13 protein-coding genes and 3 pseudogenes are annotated in these 19,619 nt (G+C 48.3%); 4 read left to right on the forward strand and 12 right to left on the reverse strand.

Going from position 1 to position 19,619, the window contains the following annotated elements; genetic code table 11:
* Nucleotides 1–162: 162 nt before the first annotated feature.
* Complete coding sequence (locus DT73_RS03335; protein WP_036103872.1) at nucleotides 163–492, reverse strand: DUF883 family protein; 330 nt, start codon at nucleotides 490–492, stop codon at nucleotides 163–165.
* Nucleotides 493–655: 163 nt separating this feature from the next.
* Here DT73_RS03335 and DT73_RS03340 point away from each other — a divergent pair, with 163 nt between their 5' ends.
* Complete coding sequence (locus DT73_RS03340) at nucleotides 656–1,000, forward strand: DUF2002 family protein (RefSeq protein WP_036103874.1); 345 nt, start codon at nucleotides 656–658, stop codon at nucleotides 998–1,000.
* Between the two features lie 156 nt (nucleotides 1,001–1,156).
* Here the strand turns inward: DT73_RS03340 and DT73_RS03345 are convergent, their stop codons facing one another.
* Nucleotides 1,157–1,615: an L-alanine exporter AlaE gene (locus DT73_RS03345; RefSeq protein WP_036103876.1), complete on the reverse strand. Its 459-nt coding sequence runs from the start codon at nucleotides 1,613–1,615 to the stop codon at nucleotides 1,157–1,159.
* Nucleotides 1,616–2,383: 768 nt separating this feature from the next.
* Between DT73_RS03345 and stpA the strand changes: the two genes are divergently transcribed.
* Nucleotides 2,384–2,782 (forward strand): DNA-binding protein StpA, encoded by a 399-nt coding sequence (stpA, locus tag DT73_RS03350; RefSeq protein ID WP_036103886.1) that lies wholly within the window; start codon nucleotides 2,384–2,386, stop codon nucleotides 2,780–2,782.
* A gap of 339 nt (nucleotides 2,783–3,121) precedes the next feature.
* Here stpA and DT73_RS03355 read toward each other — a convergent pair whose 3' ends face one another.
* The 3 genes from DT73_RS03355 to DT73_RS03365 form a co-directional block, all read right to left on the reverse strand.
* Nucleotides 3,122–3,385, reverse strand: coding sequence for a hypothetical protein (locus DT73_RS03355; protein ID WP_036103888.1), 264 nt, complete (start codon nucleotides 3,383–3,385; stop codon nucleotides 3,122–3,124).
* Nucleotides 3,386–3,784: 399 nt separating this feature from the next.
* Nucleotides 3,785–5,392 (reverse strand): diguanylate cyclase, encoded by a 1,608-nt coding sequence (locus DT73_RS03360; protein ID WP_160173953.1) that lies wholly within the window; start codon nucleotides 5,390–5,392, stop codon nucleotides 3,785–3,787.
* A 555-nt stretch (nucleotides 5,393–5,947) separates the two neighbouring features.
* Nucleotides 5,948–6,229, reverse strand: a complete 282-nt coding sequence (locus DT73_RS03365; protein ID WP_036103892.1) for a hypothetical protein — start codon at nucleotides 6,227–6,229, stop codon at nucleotides 5,948–5,950.
* Between the two features lie 429 nt (nucleotides 6,230–6,658).
* Between DT73_RS03365 and bamA the strand changes: the two genes are divergently transcribed.
* Together bamA and DT73_RS03375 are read left to right on the forward strand one after the other, a co-directional pair.
* Nucleotides 6,659–9,082: an outer membrane protein assembly factor BamA gene (gene bamA, locus DT73_RS03370; protein ID WP_036103894.1), complete on the forward strand. Its 2,424-nt coding sequence runs from the start codon at nucleotides 6,659–6,661 to the stop codon at nucleotides 9,080–9,082.
* A gap of 40 nt (nucleotides 9,083–9,122) precedes the next feature.
* A complete protein-coding gene (locus DT73_RS03375; RefSeq protein WP_036103897.1) occupies nucleotides 9,123–9,392 on the forward strand; it encodes a hypothetical protein in 270 nt (89 codons plus the stop codon).
* 3 nt (nucleotides 9,393–9,395) lie between these two features.
* Here the strand turns inward: DT73_RS03375 and DT73_RS03380 are convergent, their stop codons facing one another.
* The 7 genes and pseudogenes from DT73_RS03380 to DT73_RS03400 form a co-directional block, all read right to left on the reverse strand.
* Nucleotides 9,396–10,361, reverse strand: a complete 966-nt coding sequence (locus tag DT73_RS03380) for a diguanylate cyclase domain-containing protein (RefSeq protein ID WP_051691253.1) — start codon at nucleotides 10,359–10,361, stop codon at nucleotides 9,396–9,398.
* Nucleotides 10,351–13,974, reverse strand: a complete 3,624-nt coding sequence (locus tag DT73_RS03385) for a PAS domain S-box protein (RefSeq protein ID WP_369792558.1) — start codon at nucleotides 13,972–13,974, stop codon at nucleotides 10,351–10,353. Before DT73_RS03385 ends, DT73_RS03380 begins: the two co-directional genes overlap by 11 nt.
* Nucleotides 13,975–14,034: 60 nt before the next feature.
* A pseudogene (locus DT73_RS27025) lies at nucleotides 14,035–14,829 on the reverse strand (CHASE domain-containing protein); the annotation flags it as partial.
* 99 nt (nucleotides 14,830–14,928) lie between these two features.
* Nucleotides 14,929–15,465 (reverse strand): methyl-accepting chemotaxis protein, encoded by a 537-nt coding sequence (locus tag DT73_RS27030; protein ID WP_369792559.1) that lies wholly within the window; start codon nucleotides 15,463–15,465, stop codon nucleotides 14,929–14,931.
* Nucleotides 15,451–16,227: pseudogene (locus DT73_RS27035) on the reverse strand (PAS domain-containing protein); the annotation flags it as partial. The pseudogene DT73_RS27035 and the gene DT73_RS27030, both read right to left, overlap by 15 nt.
* Nucleotides 16,228–16,461: 234 nt before the next feature.
* Entirely contained in the window at nucleotides 16,462–18,204 is a 1,743-nt protein-coding gene (locus tag DT73_RS03395; protein ID WP_051691255.1) for a DUF2264 domain-containing protein, read from the reverse strand.
* 17 nt (nucleotides 18,205–18,221) lie between these two features.
* Nucleotides 18,222–19,523, reverse strand: a pseudogene (locus DT73_RS03400) (TRAP transporter large permease).
* Nucleotides 19,524–19,619: the final 96 nt, after the last annotated feature.

Raw genomic sequence — 19,619 nt, forward strand, 5'->3', positions numbered from 1 at the left:
CGTTGGGTGAGCTCTTGTGTTTTTGATACTAGATGTAGTTGCAATTTTTATCAACCATACAATATATGGTAATTAAGCAGAGGCGATGGGCCGGGCGTTTGTGCCACAACTTCAGGCAGGAAGAGAGGTAAACCCGGCGCGTGGCCGGGTTGTGTGAGGATGTTATTTTCGTGCCAGCAGGGCACCGACGATAACCCCCGCGGCTGCACCCAGACCAATACTGTGCCATGGCTTGTTGTGCACCCACTCATCAGTGTGATGAGCGGCATCACGCGTGGCTTGTTGCAGGCGGTTATTGCCATTAAGGCGGGCGCGGGTTTCACTCAGTAAACGTGTAGCGTGGTGCTTAATGCTGTCACGCTCTTCTTTTGCATCGCTGTCCCAGGCGTCCAGCACTTTTTCCAGCGTACTGGCGATATGGGTTATCTCATCCTGCATTGCCTGGTTTTCTGGTGCGTTGTGAAGTGTCTTCTGTTTGGTATTTCTGAACACAGGACCTCCTTTTTTTAGTGATTCAGATAACAGTGTAGACGCCAGAATGCCGTTTTTCTGGCAGAAACTGCGGTAAAAGACGGTTTCTGGACTATTCTGAAAGCATCTCCTTGTAGCCATGCTGTATGGTTGCGAAGCTGTAATGAGAGGATGAGGAAGCACAATGTATTTACGACCCGATGAGGTGGCACGCGTTCTGGAGAAGGCTGGTTTTATTATGGACAGCATGGAGCGGGGGGCATATGGATACCGCCGCGGAGAGAATTATGTTTATGTAAACCGGGAAGCGAGGATGGGTCGCACTGCACTGGTTATTCACCCGGCAATGAAAGAGCGAAGCCATACACTGGCGGAGCCTGCATCAGATATAAAAACCAGCGAATTGTATAAACATTTCCCGCTGTGGTTAGGTGGAGATGAGCAAACACATTATGGTATTCCCCACGGTTTTAGCTCACGCATTGCCCTGGAACGTTATTTAGATGGGTTGTTTGGCCGGGTGGAATAAAACAGATTTTTTCTTGAGAAGGGTAATACCAGGCAAGTATTTCATTCAGTAAATACACGCTGGTATTAGCCTGTTACCAGCAACGGGCAGTGGGTTCCGCCCGTGCTGTTTACTTGAGCCTGCTACAGATGGATCTCTGTTTTGTTGTACTGTTTTTTATATTTCTGCGTGAACGGGGTGTTGTGCATCAACAACACGGAATAACCGGCGGCAGAAATCAAGAAAGTAACCATAAGCCGCACCCATCATCATAGATACGACCATATTTGAACTCACCGCAGCCACAATCTGGTGCCAGTCAGCGCCAACAGTAAACAGAATGGCAGCATAAACTGGTGACTGGAATGTGACGTAGGCAAACATATCCGCCAGGTTCTTCACTTTTTTACCGCCACCCGCCCTGCGTGCATAACCCATTATTTTGTCGCGATAGAGCCCATACGGCCAGGCAATAACCATGTTAACCGGAATGGCCACCAGGCGTGACGAGAGAGACTGGCGGAAATCCATTCCTGAGATAAATATTTCAATCATCATGCCAACTACAGAGCAATACACCACCATTGCAAAGGTGTCTGCAACCGCGTGACGCAGGCGTGAATGTGGCGAGAACATGTTCCGGGCTCCTTGTTAAACCTGGCTATAAGTGTTGGCTATTTGTTTATTTATGGTTTATATGAGTGGCTTTAGTTAATGACGCCAGATTATATGACTGTGTTGAAAACAGCAATTAGCGTAAAATTTTTATTTAAGTGAAGTTTGTCGATAAAATTCGCTGCAATACTGATTTTTGAGCCGGTTATGTCATTAAACTCCGGCTTTTTGCTAGTTTTGTTTATTTATCAATTAGTTAATTTTAATTTCAACGAAAGGCGATAAAGCGGTACAACGTGACTTTTACTGGATTCAGTGGGAAATGCTTTGTTGTTGTCTGTTTTTTAGTCTTTGGTTGTTTGTTTCTTGTTTTGTGTTATTTTTAAGTTTTTTATTCTGTTTTCATTGGTGAATAACTATTCCTTAAAATGACTGCTTATGCAGTGCTGTTACTGGTCGGCGGCCAGACTGAGGTAACAGCAAGAGGGCCGTGCAGGGGAAAAAACATGCACAGCACGCAGCTTATTGTGATGAATACGCCAGTCCTGCCAATGTAATGCAGGCTGAATATGGCCAGACTATTTTATCGGTGTTACAGAACGGGGGTGACTGTATGTATTTTTCTTAAAAACGAGGATTAATCCTTCTGTTTATTGGTGGTTTAGTATTGCTATGTCTTATAATTATCCTTGCGTTAGTTGGTGTTATTTTTATGTAGTCTTGAAATGTATTCGTTTTAATGGTTAGAATAACGATTCTATTTATTTTAGTGAAAGGTGGCTAATTATAATGACTGTTGAGTTGCAAAAATTAAATAACATCCGCACATTGCGTGCTATGGCTCGCGATTTCTCCATTGACGTGCTTGAAGATATTCTGGAAAAAGTCAGGATCGTCACTGAAGAAAAGCGTGAAGAACAACATGCTCAGGCTGAAGTGCTGGCTGAAAGGGAAGAGAAAATTAATCTTATTCTGAGCCTGATGGAAGAGGACGGACTGGATCCCTCATTATTAATGGGAGCCACTGCTGGTAAAGGTACTGGAACGAAGCGTGCAGCCCGCCCGGCTAAATACCGTTTTACTGATACCAATGGTGAAGTAAAAACATGGACAGGCCAGGGGCGTACTCCAAAGCCGATTGCTCAGGCGCTGGAACAAGGCAAATCATTAGACGATTTCTTAATCTGACAGCCTTACGAGAATTCCCACGCTGACGAGGCTGCGTTGCGGCCTCCCGTACAGCTATTTTTTATTGATCGTAGTAAAAGTCAGAAAATATTTTTCAAGGTTGAATATCTTTTACGGTGGGTAGATCTGTCTGTCAATTGGTTGAGCGAGAAGTGCTGATACAACCTGTCAATGCAAAGGGCTGTTGTTTGTTCTGTTCCCCACAGCCAGAAAACATGAAATATCTGAATTAAACCACAAGCGAAAAGTGTAAAACGCTTTTGATGCGAAAAGATTAACTGCCAGTAATAAATCAGCAAGGGTGGCAAAACAGCTTATTTTTACCACCCTTTCTGATAATCAGGATGCTGCATCTTCACTCGTGTAGTCATAACTCACCAGTCGCCAGTTAGCCGACTGCCCATGATGCCAGGGCATCATCGCCCCTTTCTGCACACCCACAATGGCGCTGGCCGTTATGTTGGTCATTTGCCACATCCCTGTTTGTGGGCACCAGTTGCCACTACTACGCTCAATACCCAGAGGTTGTCTTGCTGATGTGTCGCTGGCAAGGTTATTGCCTGTCGCGAGCCAGCCTGTTTGTACGCTGTCTATTTTCATCATTAACCATCCTGACATCATTCCCGGCCAGTCGAATAAAACGAATGGCCTGTTTGATAATTTGAATTAAGGTGTCTGGATACAGCTATTTGCTAAAAATATCCTATACATCAGGTTACAGTGAATGTAGCTGACTTCGCTGTAAGCTGAATACTCCAGAGTAAAATTTTAATATAGCAAAAATAAAATAAAAGACACCTGCCTTATTGCTTAATTTACTTTAAGTAACTGTAAATATATAACAGGCATGAATGTTATTTCTCTTAAGTAATGTTTTTGTCTTTTTAATGCTGAGCCATTCCATGACTTTTTGTTTTTAATTAAATAATAGTATGTTGAAATTACACTGCTTTAAATTAAATTATTCACAACGTACTGGCGGTATATACCAGCCTGGTATGGTCAAATTTTAGATGCGGCTTTTTCAACCACCACGTCATGTGGTGGCTGAACTAACAGATTCCCTTGTGGGTAGCGGCGCAATTGCCCCTGGTGATTGGTTACTACACAATTGCGGCCAGCTTCCTTGGCGGCATACAGGGCAATATCAGCCAGTTTAATAGCCTGGTCTACCGGGATGTCGGCAGCTTCCGTTACGCAGTAAACACCGACTGAAACGGTAAATACCGGGATACTTTCATCGTGGTAGCCTGAAACGCCAAACCGAATACGCTCGGCTATTGTGACCCCGGTATCAAACGGGCAACCTGGCAACACCACCACAAATTCTTCGCCGCCAAAACGGCTAATAATATCGCTACTGCGGCACAGATTTTTGAGGCGTTTTGCCAGAGCGACTAATGTGCGGTCACCCGTATCATGGCCATATCTGTCATTGATGTGTTTAAAATTATCAATGTCGAGCATGATGATAATATTATTGCCGGCTGGCAAATCGCGCATCTTTTCAACCAACCCGCGGCGGTTGTATAAGTCCGTAAGTTGGTCTGTCATGGCATCATTGTTTAAACGAGAAACGGTATATTGCATTGCCCGTAAACTTTTATACACCGCTTTGCGTAATATCTTAGCTTCATAGTACCAGACGTTGATGTTGAGAATGTTTTTGAGCTTTTCATCTGTGGGGAATTTTTCTGTTACTCGCGCAAGTCGGGTGAGAGGTGTTGATATGCGTGAGGCCAGGTAGCCTGCAGTTAAGGAAATCAACACAATTACCGGGAATATCACCCCGGCAGACAGGCTGATAGACGATGCCATCATCGCTTTGACTGCTGTCTGGCGCGAATAAATGACCACTTTCCATCCTGTTGAATTAACTGTTGAGTAACTGATAAGCGCCGTCTGGTGGTGGATTTCTCCTTCAAATGATCCGGAGGCACTCTTCAGCAGGCGTTCAGACAAACTTGGTTCATCCAGCAAGGCTGATGTATCTTCCGGGTTACGGCTGCTGTCATAGATGACTGTTCCTTGTGGTGTTTCAATACGAACATGGTTGCCTTCTGTATAGTGGTAACTCTTCAGTAACCGGTTCAGTTCACTGTCTTTGTGTAAATAAATCACGCCAGCGATATAACCCACCGGCAGCCCCCGTGGTGAGCTAAGTGGGTAACTGAGCAGAACAACAAAATTATTCGCAGTTGAAATGTAGGGCAAACTTATTAATGGTTGCCGGCTTTGCAACGCACTCAGGCTGCCTGGTGATTTGAGGGGTTTGTGGTTATCGCCAGGCATTGCCGGGAAAATGGCATCAATAACATTCTGTTCATTGACGACGGCGACCCGGTTAAAAAGTTGCGATTGCTGGTACAGGCGCCGGGCTTCCTGGGCCAGATTTACGCGCTGGGTTGCATCCGGCACATTCTGCACGCTCCAGGCCAGAGCATGTTGTGCCTGCAGAAAATAATGGTTAATGCTTTCAGCAAGTTTATGTGATGACGCGGTGTTATCAGACAAGATGGTATGGCGGAAATCATCACTCTGGAACCGGTAAACAAGGACAAGCAAAATCGCTGCCGTTGCCAGTACGCTGCCAACAGACAAAGTTATCATCAGATTTCTTAAATTAACCAGCTTATATGACACCATAGTTAACGTTTCTTATGTGTTGCCATTGAGACCGGGGTTCTGGAAACGTGTTACGCTCCCATTAACGTTTTCGGCACTGTGAGTTATTTCTTGAGCACAAAAGCATCAAAAGGTGATATGGATTTGATTTTGAGTCACAAATCGTGAATCCGCAAATGTGCTGCTCTGTGTGCAAAAAAAAAGCCCACCAGGCGGTGGGCAAAGTCAACTTATTGGTTAGGAATGAAAATCCCAGAATAAACAATTTACCTCCCTTTGTTGTTAAACAGGTTAAAACCAAAACCGGGGGCAGGCTTTAACCAGTACAGGTAAGTTAATTTGCTCTGGTGATGTGTACCATAGCGGGGAATAGTGATGAGAAAACGGAGGAAATATGAATCTGCTTTATGGCGTTATATATTAGCCCCAATCATTTTTCAGAATTGGGGTGGGTTAAAAAGAATGTGTGAATTATTAATGCAGGGTGGCAATGTAAGAAAAGGGTGGAACCACTCAGCCATAATTTGCAATAGTTGTAAATCAGGAATTTATTTCCTGACTATTTATGCGGGCAATAAGTGCATTGGCATGGGTGATTGCGTGGCGAGCCTGAATATTATCAGGCTCGCAGGCCTGCAATAACTGGCAGGTGAGTTCCAGTGATTCAACCAGTTCCGGGGCCGAGAGGCAAAGTAAGGTATTGGCGGCTGTTTCCCCCCCGGGAAGCCCACTGGAAAAACCTTGTATCAGTACACAATTTCCACTGGCATCAGTCACTTTTCCTTCTTTGGTCAACGACCAGGGACCGGGTTGGTACAACATTGTTATATCTCCAGTAATATTTAATACAAGGGTGTTTTTTAAACGATAATGCTTTTGTACCGTATGGCTAATGTCTGCCAGTGGTATCGTTTCATCTGAAAAACTTGCCCTGAAAATTAGTTTGAGCGATAAACAGGTATTTTGGCGCCATGGCAAGTAAAATGGTTAATGGCGATTCACTTTGTAAACGGTGTTGAGACAAATCTGTAAGATGAAAGTTCATTGATGTTTGATAAAATGTTTTTTTGTTTGAAATAATTTTATAACTATTATTTCATTCATTTTTTCTTCATTGTTTCACCATTTTTCCTCGCTACTTTTCGGCTTCATGAAACTGTGAGTATTTCCTCTCTCGCCACCAATAAATAACTTTGCTGGCAGGTTGATTTGCTGTGTACAGAAAACCCATTGCTGGATAGTGAAGAGATTATGCAAATTAGGCATTACTGGCTTCTGAGTTTATTGTTGCCGACAATGACTGTCTGGGCTACAGAAGGCACCATCGTGAACGATATTCAGTTCACAGGATTACAGAGAGTAACGCCTGGAGCTGCATTACTGAGTATGCCTGTTCATCAGGGAGATGACGTCAGCAACCAGGACATCAGCAATGCGATTCGTGCGCTCTATGCGACCGGTTATTTTGAAGATGTATCCATCTCCCGCGATGGCAGTACCTTACTGGTGCAGGTGAAAGAGAAACCGACCATTGCCAGCATCAGTTTTGCCGGGAACAAGTCGGTTAAAGACGAGCTGTTGAAGCAAAATTTGGATGCATCGGGTATTACTGTTGGCAGTGCGCTTGACCGCAATACGCTCTCTGATATGGAGCAGGCGTTGCAGTCGTTTTACTACAGTGTGGGGAAATACAGCGCAACAGTAAAAGCGGTGGTTACGCCGTTGCCCCGCAACCGGGTGGATTTGAAATTCGTGTTTCAGGAAGGGGTTTCAGCGAAAATAACCCAGATAAACCTGATTGGTAACCACGCTTTCAGCACGCAAACATTGCTGGATAATTTTCAGTTGCGTGACGACGTGCCCTGGTGGAACGTGCTGGCAGACCAGAAATACCAGAAAGAAAAACTGGCCGGTGATTTAGAGACATTGCGCAGTTATTACCTCGACCGTGGTTACGCCCGCTTTGCCATCGACAGCACCCAGGTCAGTATGACCCCGGATAAAAAATCACTCTATATCACCATTAACCTGCATGAAGGTGCCCGCTACCAGATTGACAGCACCCAGGTGACAGGCAACCTGGCAGGGCACAGCAACGAAATTGAGAAGCTTGCCACCTTTCCCAAAGGCTCTTTATACAGTGGTGCGAAAATTACCCAGGCTGAAGAGGCCATTAAAAAACTGTTGGGGAAATATGGCTACGCTTCCCCTGTTGTCCGAACCCAGCCAGAGATTGATGACACCTCTCACCGGGTGGTGCTGCATATGCAAGTGGATGCCGGGCGGCGATTTACTGTGCGCCGTATCATTTTCAAAGGTAATGATATAACCCGTGATTCAGTGCTGCGCCGGGAAATGCGGCAAATGGAAGGTGGCTGGCTGAACAGCGAGAGTGTTGAACAGGGAAAAGCACGGCTCGACCGGACTGGCTTTTTCGAGAAAGTCGATACTGAAACTCGCCCGGTTCCTGGTACCGCAGACCAGGTGGACGTTATCTACACCGTGAAAGAGCGTAATACTGGCTCATTTAATGTGGGGCTGGGATATGGAACAGACAGCGGTGTGAGCTACCAACTGGGCGTGACCCAGGATAACTGGCTGGGTACAGGTAACACCGTGAGTTTTAATGGCACAAGAAACAGTTACCAGTCGTATGTCGAATTATCTGCTACTGACCCTTATTTTACTCCGGATGGCGTCAGCCTCGGCGGGAAGATTTTTTATAACAACTACGATGCCTCTGATTCTGATGAAGCCAGTTATAACCTGCAAAGTTACGGCCTGGGCAGCAATCTGGGGTTTCCCATCAGTGAGAATAACCGCCTGAACCTGGGGCTGGATTATGTTCATAACCGTTTAACGAACATGGATCCGGAACTGACTATCTGGAATTACCTCAGTTCGCAAAATATTAACCCGAAGGTGGTGACAAAAGATGGCGACAGCGGGGCAAGTTATAGCGGCAATGATTACTTTGCCAGCCTGGGCTGGCAATACAACGATCTGAACCGGGGTTATTTCCCGCAGTCGGGTAATAAAACCAGCCTGACCGGTAAAGTGACAGTGCCGGGGTCTGATAACAGTTATTACAAACTGTCTTTTGATACCACTCAGTATGTCCCGTTATCCGCCAGTAAAACCTGGGTGTGGATGGAGCGGCTGCGTGCTGGTTACGCGGCGGGCCTGAATGGGCATGTTGTGCCGTTCTATGACAATTTCTATGCGGGTGGTTCGTCTTCTGTTCGCGGGTTTTCTTCCAACACGATTGGGCCAAAGGCGGCTTATTACCGGTGTAATGGTTCTGAAAGTAGCTACAGTGCGTGCCCGCTTGATTCTTCATCAGATGCCGTGGGCGGCAATGCCATGGCTGTACTGAACACGGAATTGATTGTACCTACGCCATTTGTGAATGACCGTTACGCGGATTCCCTGCGTACCTCGCTATTTGTTGATGCCGGTTCGGTATGGAGTACCACCTGGAAAAATACCGCACAAACCGAAAGTGCCGGGATCCCGGATTACAGCGACCCGGGAGACATCCGTGTTTCTGCCGGGGTGGCGTTGCAATGGATGTCTCCGCTCGGGCCTTTGGTGTTTTCTTATGCCGAGCCGGTGAAAAAATACAGTGGCGATAAATCAGAGCAGTTCCAGTTTAACATCGGAAAAACCTGGTAATTATAGCGGGGGATACGTGATGAATAATGAGGAGAGTGCGATGACACGTTATGAACAACTTTATGCGTTTTTACGGGAACATCCTGCTTCTGATGCCCAGGCGATTAATCATGCTCTGGGTACGTCCGGCAAAGTTATTTATTACGAGATAAAAAAAGGGATGCAGTCGGGGGAAATTCAGGCTCGGAAAATTGCCGGGCGCTACCGTTACTCAACCCGGGCTGGGGTGTGTTTCGGTTGCGCTAACCCACTGACAGCGCTCTTTAACCGCTACCTGATGACGGCGCGGCGCAATAGCACAGCGGCGTAAAAATTATACCTCAGGGGAGGCGTCGGGGTTATCACCAGACCAGGCCGTGATGCGGTTGCGACCATCGCTTTTGCTTTGGTACAGCGCCTGGTCTGAGTGATTAAGCAAATCCTCTTCGCCCGTATCCTGTTCCGGGATGGTACAGGCTATACCAATACTAATGGTAACGAACGGGCTTACTCGTGATGTAGCATGGGGAATTTTGAGAGCTTTTATGGCACTCAGAATGGCGCTGGCGCGTTCCTGTGCTCCTGTGAGATCAGTCAAAGGCAGCAGGCAAGTGAACTCTTCGCCACCATAACGGAACACCATATCCATCGGGCGGCGCAGTGTACCTTTCAGTGCGACGGCAATTGCCCGCAGGCAATCGTCGCCTTTCTGGTGCCCATAGTTATCATTAAAGCGTTTAAAAAAATCCACATCCAGCATAATAATAGCCAGAGGGCGCTGTTCACGGCGGCATAACAGCCAGTTTTGCTTTAACATTTCATCAAACCGCCGCCGGTTATACAGGCCGGTCAGCCCATCAAGCCAGGCTATTTCGCGCATATTATCCATATACAGCTTGAGCATCAGCTGTGTCATGACCCGTGCACGAACAATCGCCGGGTTAATTGGTTTGGCAATAAAATCGACCGCGCCAATTTCAAAACCGTATGCTTCCACATCGGCCTCAGTTTCGGCGGTGACAAAAATAATCGGGATCCATTCGGTAATGGGATCATTTTTTAGCCGCCGGCACACTTCATAGCCATCAATATCCGGCATGACGATATCCAGCAGGATCAGATCAGGTTTCTGGTTCAGCGCCAGGTGCAGTGCTTTTTCACCACTGGTAGCGACGATGACATCCAGTTCACCATGGAACACGGCGCTCAAGGTATGAATATTGACGGGCTGATCATCGACGATCAGGATGCGGGGTTTGTAGCCACGCAGGGCATATTCGTCCAGAACCTTATTCCACATGTGCCTGCTCCTGTATCTTTATTAAGAAGTGTTTTGCCTGTTCAAAATCCAGAGCATCTGTAGCCTGTATCAGTTGGTTAAGCTCCGGGATTAACTCCGGCTGTTCTGCCAGCGCATGGCGCAATAATTTCGCCACTTCCAGAGCTTCCATATTGCTGTTATCCAGGTGGCGGTGTAATAACTGAATTATCTCCCCGATTGGGAGCGTGGTTTCTGTATCGCTGTGACTGGCTTCTTTTTCCTGGGCAATAAGCGCAGTAATTTGCTCCATAAGTGCGGCATATTCACTTTGGGCACGTTGTTCAATTTCATCAGGCAGTGTGGCAAACAGGCTGGCTTTCCCGGCATTGTCAGCTGTTTTCAGCGCGGCTTCCTGCTCAACCAGCCAGGCCCACAGTTTATCCAGCCCGGCGGAACCACTGGTTCCTTTCATGGTGTGTATTACCACCATTGCTGCAGGCCAGTTCTCTGCCTTGCAGGCACTGCGTAGCTCGTTCTGTAATGAAATAAACGATGGCATAAAGGCATTGAGCAATGTTTGATACATGCCCGTATTTCCGCCCGTGCGTTGCAAAAAACCTGGGGTGTTGCCGGGTACTGCAAGGGGTAATGTGTTATCGCGCCCTAATACCCGGGAAAGCGTGGCAATAACGTTATTAAAATCCAGCGGTTTCCCGATGTGGTCATTCATGCCGGCATCAAGACAGTTTTGCCGGTCGGATGCGCTGACATTGGCAGTCATGGCGATAATCGGCAGTTTGGCGAAACGCGGGTTGGCGCGAATACGCCGGGTGGCTTCCAGGCCATCAATGTCTGGCATTTGGACATCCATCAGCACCACATCAAACGTTTTTCTGCCGGAAAGCACTGCACGCACACCATCTTCACCGCCACTGGCGATACGGGTGTGCGCACCTTCACTGGTTAAAAACTCACTGATAACCATTTGGTTAAACGGATTATCTTCCACAACCAGAATATTTACACCGGCAAGGCGGTGCTTTTGGGGTTGTGCGATGGCATCTGCGTGTGTTCTGCCAACATTCATTGCATTAAACAGCTGTTCCGGTGTTAATGGCTTGGTCAGCACGTTATCCAGCATTGGGAAATTGTGGGTGTCGGGCAGATCAGCATGGTTCGCCGCACTGACCAGAATAAGCGTGGGAACTTTAGCCAGGTTCATTTGGTAGCGAATATGTTCCGCTAAAGCCAGACCATCCATTTCTGGCATGATCCAGTCCAGTAACACGGTGTCGAAGGGAGCGCCTTCCTGAGCTGCTTTAGCAATAAGCTGTATTGCTTCATCCGGGTTGTTGGTACTGGTTGCCGGAACCTGCATCGCGGTTAACTGGTGTTCCAGAAGTGCTCTGGCGACCGGGTTATCATCAACGACCAGGGTTTTGGGCGCCGGAGAAGGGAAGATAAGTGGATGCCATTTTGTCTTATCTGCGCGCGGCAGTGTCAGGCTGAATGAAAAGTCACTGCCTTTGCCCTCAGTACTTTGTACTGCCAGTTCGCCACCCATTTGCTCAACTAACCGGCGGCTGATTACCAGGCCTAACCCGGTACCACCATAACGGCGGGATGTGGACGCTTCCGCCTGGGTAAACACATCAAAAATACGCGCCAGTTGGTGCTCGCTAATCCCTATACCGGTGTCAGACACGTTGAACCGGAGTGTGACATCCTGCTGAGTCAGTGACAGCAGGTGTGTTTTCACTATCACTTCACCTTGCTCAGTAAATTTGATGGCATTACTGACCAGGTTGATTAGCACTTGTTGCAGACGCATTTCATCGCCAGTCAGGTCGGGTGGCAATTGGTTATCGAGGTCGAAAAGTAACTCAATAGATTTGTTGTTAAGGTTACCTGACATCACAATGGCCAGGTGCTCCATCAGTTTGTTCAGATTAAAAGGTTGGTTATCCAGCTCCAGTTTACCGGCATCTATTTTTGAATAGTCCAGAATATCGTTCAGTAAACCCAACAGAGATTTTGCCGCAATATGGGCTTTCCCGGCAAAATCGTGCTGGCGTGGTGCCAGTTGGGTTTTAAGTAACAGTTGCAGCATACCCAGCACCGCATTCATTGGTGTGCGTATTTCATGGCTCATATTGGCCAGAAACAGGGATTTAGCGGCATTTGCTGCATCGGCCTGTTCTTTGGCTTCAATCAGCTTGCCACGTAACATATGGTCTTCTGTTACATCGAGGTTTATTCCCGTCACCCGGGTTGCCTGGCCGTTATTGTCACGTTCGATATATGCGCCTGCCTGCAGGTAGCGTACTTCACCATCTTGCTGAACCACCCGAAATGCCGGGGTGTATTCCTTGTGTAAATTAACGGCATCATGTAATTGCTGGATAGCCATAACCCGGTCATCCGGGTGAATACGGGATTCCCAGTGGTTAAGTGATAACCCATTACCTTCCAGTGATGGCGGCAAGTCGTAAAAGCTGTACATCAGGTCATTCCACTCCAGCGAGTTATCCGCCAGATTCCAGCGCCAGATACCAAGCCCTGCTGTTTTTGAGGCAGTCAGCAACGTTTGGGTGGTGCTGAGAAGTTGGTCTCTTGCTGTTTCGAGAGCCTGTTGTGCCTGGCGCTGCTGGGTAATATCCATGGAAATGCCCAGGTAACCGGTCAGTTCGCCATCAGCATTGTGCATGGTTGTCACCACCAGGCGTACCGGGAAACGGCTGCCATCTTTGCGCACATAGGTCCATTCGCGTTGCTCAGAGAGCCCTCTGCGTGCGTGGTAAACGAAGGCATCAAAGCCGTTAATTTCTTCGTGATGTTCTGCGCTGAGTTGTTGGCTGTAGTGTTCAACCTCTTCTGGTACATGAATAATTTCCGGGGTAACTTTGCCAACAACCTCTGTCTCGCTGTACCCCAGCATACGTTCAGCACCTTTGTTAAACAGCTGGATGGTGCCGTTTAAATCGGTCGCGATAATAGTAAATTCATAGGTGGCAGACATAACGGTACTGAGCAGGGTATTCAGCCCGGCCAGTTCCGCGGTGCGCTCACGCACCTGTTGTTCCAGGTTGTGGTTCAGTTCATGAATGCGTTTTTCATTCTCTTTTTGTTGCGAGATATCGCGCACTGTGGCCGAGGCACCAATAACTCTGCCGCTGGCATCCAGAATAGGGGCCACCGTAGCAGATACCTGAAGCTCGCTACCGTCTTTACGCCGCCGTACTGTTTCCAGATGATGAATGGTTTCTTTATTGTTGACCCGCTGCAGGGTCATCACTTCTTCATCCTGCAGGCGTATGGGGACAATCAAGTCTGCCAGGTAATAGCCCTGTGTTTCTTTCCGGGTGTAGCCAAACATGTGCTCCGCCCCGCTATTCCAGCTGATTATTTTGCCCGTGGTATCTTTACCGATAATCGCATCGGCAGAGCTTTCCACTATCATGGTCAGTTTGCTTTGTTCTACAGATAACCGCCTGCGGTCATTGGTGCGTGAGACTGCAATATTGACCAGTAATGCCAGAATCGCTGAAAACAGGACGCCAATAAAAGCGGTTCCGGGTACGGAAAAAAGATTAAGCCCATTGAGCCACGCAGGGGTGACGGAAATGGAAAAGCGCCAGGTACGGCCCAGAATGTCACTATCCTGGTACCAGGTGTATAACCCGGTTTCAGTGCTGCTGTGGTAGAAAGTTTCGTGATTTTCCGGGTCAGTGACATCGCTTAACGTGAGGATCAGGTTGGGGTCATGAAAGCGTTGCGACTGCATAATATCGGCAATGCTTAATGGTGCGAAGGCCCAGCCGAAACACTGGTTAACTCGTTCATTTTCAGTTGTGGGGATTGTCGCGTGCTGGTAAATGGGGAGCAAAATTAGAAAGGCGTTATGTTTGGTGTTATTGGAAAATTGCAAGGCCAGGGGCTGAGTAATAGCAGCATTTCCTGTTCTCATTGCTTTAATTGCCGCTTCACGGCGTTGCGTTTCCGATGCAATATCCAGCCCGATAGCTTTGGCATTGGTGCTGACATGCTGCGGTTCTAAATATTCAATAATAAAGTGTTCGCCCAACCAGGGCGCAATATGCTGTACAGTAAAATCAGGCCAGGTTTCCCGGCGCTCTTCTTCGACAAAATCAGCAAGTGCAGCATGGGGAACCCGGCGCACAAAACCAAACCCGCGTGCGCCGGGAAAATTCTTTTCCAGGTTCAGTGTTTTGGCAAACGCATAAAACCCTGAGCTTTCAATGTCTTTTCCGCCACCACTCAGTACTGCTGTTCGTGCTTCAAATAACCCGTACTGGTAGCGGCTCATCGAGGCGATAACAGCGCTGAATTCGGGTTGAGCGCTGTTAATCATCGCCTGGCTGATATGTTCTTCGTTAAGGTGATGTACCGTGGCCGTAATGCCAGCCGTTATCAGCAGACCGACTAAAAAAGTGGCCACGGTGGCGAACTGCAGATGCAATAACTTATTTATGTGCTGTGCCTGCATGCTGGCGTCCCGAGTTATGCGCAGTTGAAGGCGCGATACACCAAACAGCGATTACCCTGCATTTGTAGTGATGCTTGCTTTATTACAGTATCGGCACAGTTACACATTTAATTTATGAATGACCTCCACGAATCCATTTACGCCCCTGTTGATTTCACTCAGACTGCGGGACAGATCACTTATTTTGTCGTGTTCTGTTTTCAGAAACTGATTGATTTCATCCAGTTGGCGGTACATATCGGCAATCAGTGCGTTGTTTTTTTCTACCACCTGGGTAATTTTGCGGGTGGCATCGGAAGTTGAGGCGGCCAGGCGGCGGACTTCTTCGGCAACCACCGAAAACCCGCGCCCGGATTCCCCGGCACGGGCCGCTTCAATGGCCGCATTCAGTGCCAGAATATTGGTTTGCGAAGCAATGGCATCAATCGTACCCACTATGGTGTTGATATCCTGGGCGGATTCCGTGAGCTGGCTGCCAATACGTGAGGCGGCTTCCACTTGCCCGGCAATGCGCTCGGAGTTCTCAACGGTTTCATCCAGTACCTGGTTGGCATTATGGGTAATTTGCGATGTTTGTTCTGATGTGGTAACAGCAATGTCTGCAATACGTTTGGCGTTCTCTACACGGGCGGTAATGTTTGAGGCGAATTTAATGACTTTATACACCTCGCCATGGCTGTCGATGATTGGGTTATAACTGGCTTCCAGCCATACACGCTCACCATCAGCTGTTTTACGCTCAAAACGGCCAACAAAAGACTGGCCATTTTGCAAATTATCCCAAAAATGTGGGTTTTCCTTATAAAAACTGTCATAGCAAAATAAGCGGTGATGTTTTCCCTGAAGGTCGTTTGCCTGGTACCCCATGGTTTTAAGGAAATTATTATTCGCCCAAAGAATATGCCCGTCAGGCGTGAATTCAATTACCGCCAGTGAACGGTGTAAGGCGGATATAATGGCTTCTTTATCTTCCAGCTCCTGGTGTTGCCCGGTAATATCTGAGGCCAGTTTAATCACCTTGATTACCACGCCTTGCTGATTTTTTACCGGGAAGTAAGTGGCGCGCAGGAAAAAGGGCTGGTGGTTCTTGTTGTAGCGTTCAAACGTTCCGTCTACAGGGTTGCCAGCCGCCAGCTGTTGCCAGAAACCGGCATACTCGGCTGACTGTGCATAATCCGGGCGGCAGAACATACGGTGGTGGCGGCCCTGGATTTCACTCAGTGAATAGCCAGATACTGCCAGGAAGAGATCATTGGCATGTAAAATAGTGCCATCGGGCAGAAACTCTATCCAGGCAACAGCAGATTTAATTGCATTTAAGTCAAGAGATTGCAGGTTGCTTTTCAGCCCCGAAATGGCACCTTTTTTTAACCCCTGAGGCTTCGATAATCCAAACATGATGTTCTCCGCTATGACAGTGGCGAATGTTTTTATTCTTTCTTTGTATAGGAAAGTATTAGCCTGGAGTTGCCCAAATAGCAGATATTCAGGTGGTTTATTTTTTTTATTAAGCAGGGCTAATTATTATTTTTATCAATGGTTAATTGTCAGCGAGGAATAACGACCTGTGATTTATGATTGTGGCAAAAAATAATGCGCCATAAGTAAAAATAACAGATGGCGCATTGATTATTACCGGGTTTCAGGCAGTGCTGTAAATATGCTTTCCAGAACCTGTTCGCCAGCAGGCAGGCTGGTTAACAGGAAAGGCACCGCTGAACGCGGTGACAGCAGGTTAGTGTGTGCCCGTACCGCAATGTGGGTGTCTTTGGCGTGGTCATCAAGGCTGGTTACCCGGGATTGCCCATTCTCACCGGCCAGTGCAATTTGTGCGCTGGTACCAGAGGTATTTACCAGGCAAGTATGTGCATGATGCCATTGATGCACGGCAAACCCGGTTTCAGCCACCAGGGTGGGTTTATGCAGCATAAAGCGGTGCCGCCGGCGGCAACAGCCCAGGTCCTGCACGGTAATCAGCGTTTCGACTTCAATATCACCAGACAGCCAGAGGATTTGCATTGTATTCCCCTCAACCTGAACCGATTTATTGGCATGGCGCGTGTGCCAGTGAATGCCGTTATCCTGGCTGAATGCGAGAATATTATCCCCTAAATTGAGTAGGTGGCCGTATGCAGTACTCTCCATCTCCGGCCCAAAGGCAGTGGAGTAGGCAAATTTATTGTATTTATCCCACTGGAATTTGGTTTCAATAAACCCGGCGAAATGCACAATGCTGTGGCCATTTACCCGTTGAGCAATGCTGTTGGCTGCTGGCATGGCAAATATTGGGCCGGGTGCACAAGCCGGGGCTTCTTCAGTAAGCCAGAATGGATGTGTTTCAGGTAACAGCAGTGGTAAAAAGGCTTTCATTGCCCACCAGGGCGAAGTGGGAGAATTGTACCATTCAGCCATGAGTAAGTTCGGATACCGGTAGCCCCGGGTTAACAAACCGCTTTCGCTGAATATCGGGCTGGGTTGCCAGCTGCGAATATGGCGTGCCCACTGGCCTTTTACCTGGGCCATTTCGCGCTGTTCTAAAGGCAGCATGGCGGCGGCACCCCAAAAACTGGCACTGGCGAAACGGTAACAACCTGAACGCCCAACCGGCAGGGTTTCGCCGCTATCCGCAAACCAGGTGGAGAAGGGCACAATGAAATCCCGGGCATGCTGTACAAACAGTTGTGCATACTCTTCCTTGGGGTTATCCAGCAGGCAGGCGTAAATCAACCCATAAAAATGCATGGCGAAGCCGCCATAGTGGTCAATTGCCTGGTCATTACCATCACCATACCAGCCTTCCCCCCGGTACCAGCCAGCAATTTGCTCCAGGTAGCGCTGGCGTAATGCTTCGTCTACCAGGTCTTCCCGGCCAACCTTTGTGAGCCCGGCCTGCACCAGAAGGGTAAAAAATAGCCAGTTATTCTGTGGCATGGCGTGGTGCTGGATACCGGCAAGCCAGGCTGCCAGTTGATTTTGTGTGGTGGCTGAAAGTGGCTGCCAGCCCTGTTCTGGCAACACTGCCAGCAAAAAACCAAAGGCAGCCATTTCCACACTGCGCTGATTGATATCACCTGTTGGCCCCCAGTAGCGGGGGTGTGCCGGGTCAACGCCTTCGCGAATCGCGTTATGCAACAGCGGCCACCAGGGAAACTCACCACCGCCAAGTACCAGTGGAATAATTCCCCACAGTGGGCGAGCCACGCCTTCAAGTGCGCTTGCCTGCATATCGAAGATAGCGCCACCTTCATTGAGATCCAGCGCGGCTCCCAGGCTGGATAAGTAAGGAATAAGCGGAGTAAACAGGTCGTGTACCATCTGTTGAGCATCCGCGCGAGTCTTTAGTGGGTTGTTCTTAAAGGGTAAATAATATGCCATGGCGTGACTCCTTTCAGTTACAGGCCAAACAGCCCGGGTAGCCAGAGGGTAAAGAACGGGAACCAGGTAATAAGCAGCAGCCCCACCAGTTGCATGGCAAAAATTGGCAACAACGGGCGGATCACCCGGGTGACTTTCTCACCGGTGATACTGCAGGAAACAAACAACACGGTTCCGACTGGTGGGGTGACAATACCAATTGCCAGGTTGTAGGTGAGCACGACACCGAACTGCACCGGGCTCATGCCCAGTTCTGTCACTACCGGGTACAGAATTGGGGTGAAAATCAGCATGGCCGGGGTCATATCCATAAATACGCCAACCACCAATAAAGTCAGGGTGATCAACAGTAAAATAACGAATTTGTTGTCACTGACACTGATTAACAGTTCGCCAATGGTGTCGGGGATATTGGCAAAGGTCATTGACCAGCTCATTAACCCTGAACAGGCGATAAGAAACAAAATCACGGCGGAAGTGATTGCCGACTCTGCCAGTACTTTCACCAGTTTTTTCATGCTGAGAGTACGGTAGACAAGCCCCAGCATCAGGCTCCAGGCAACGGCCACACCGGCACCTTCTGTTGCGGTGAATACGCCGCCAATAATACCGCCAATAATCACAACAACCAGGGAAAGGCTGGGTTATGCCCGTATGAGCACCTGCGATATTTCCTGCCACATCCAGGGGGATTTATCTACCGGGTAGTTATGCCGACGGGCCCAAATCCCGGCAACAATCATCACTGCCAGCCCCATCATGATGCCGGGCAGGTAACCGGCCAGGAACAGGGCGGCAATAGATGCGCTGCCACCGGTTATCAGGGAGTACATGATAAACACGCCAGTGGGCGGGATAAGCATACCCGTGGGGGCTGAGCTGGCATTGACGGCAGTAGTAAAAGCCATGTCATAGCCTTTTTCTTTCGCCATGGGGGCGACAATGCCGCCAATTGCAGTGGAAGCCGCAATGGCGGAGCCTGACAATGAACCAAACAACATATTGGCGATGATATTTGACTGCCACAGGTTGCCAGGGATGCGTTTACCCAGCAATAACGCGAGGTCGAGCAAGCGGCGGGCAATACCGCCCTGGTTCATAATATTCCCTGCCAGAATAAAAAAGGGCAGTGCCAGAAAACCAAAGCTGTCCAGCCCGGAAAACATCTTTTCGCCGACGACTGCCAGCAGGTCTCCGGGGGCAATTTGCAGAGCCAGAGTGAATAAACCAGAGAGAGCCAGGCCAACGGCGATGGGGGTGTTCATTGCCAGAAACAGGAAGAATGTACTGAATAAAATCAGCAGTGAAGTGGCTTCCAGATGGTCGTAAACCAGTGATTCCCACAGTGGTGTGGTGGCAAACTGGCTGATGGCGAACAGGATTACAGCCAGGCTCAGAGCACACACCAGGCTTTC

This window comes from Mangrovibacter sp. MFB070, assembly GCF_000705335.1.
Taxonomy (GTDB): Bacteria; Pseudomonadota; Gammaproteobacteria; order Enterobacterales; family Enterobacteriaceae; genus Mangrovibacter; species Mangrovibacter plantisponsor.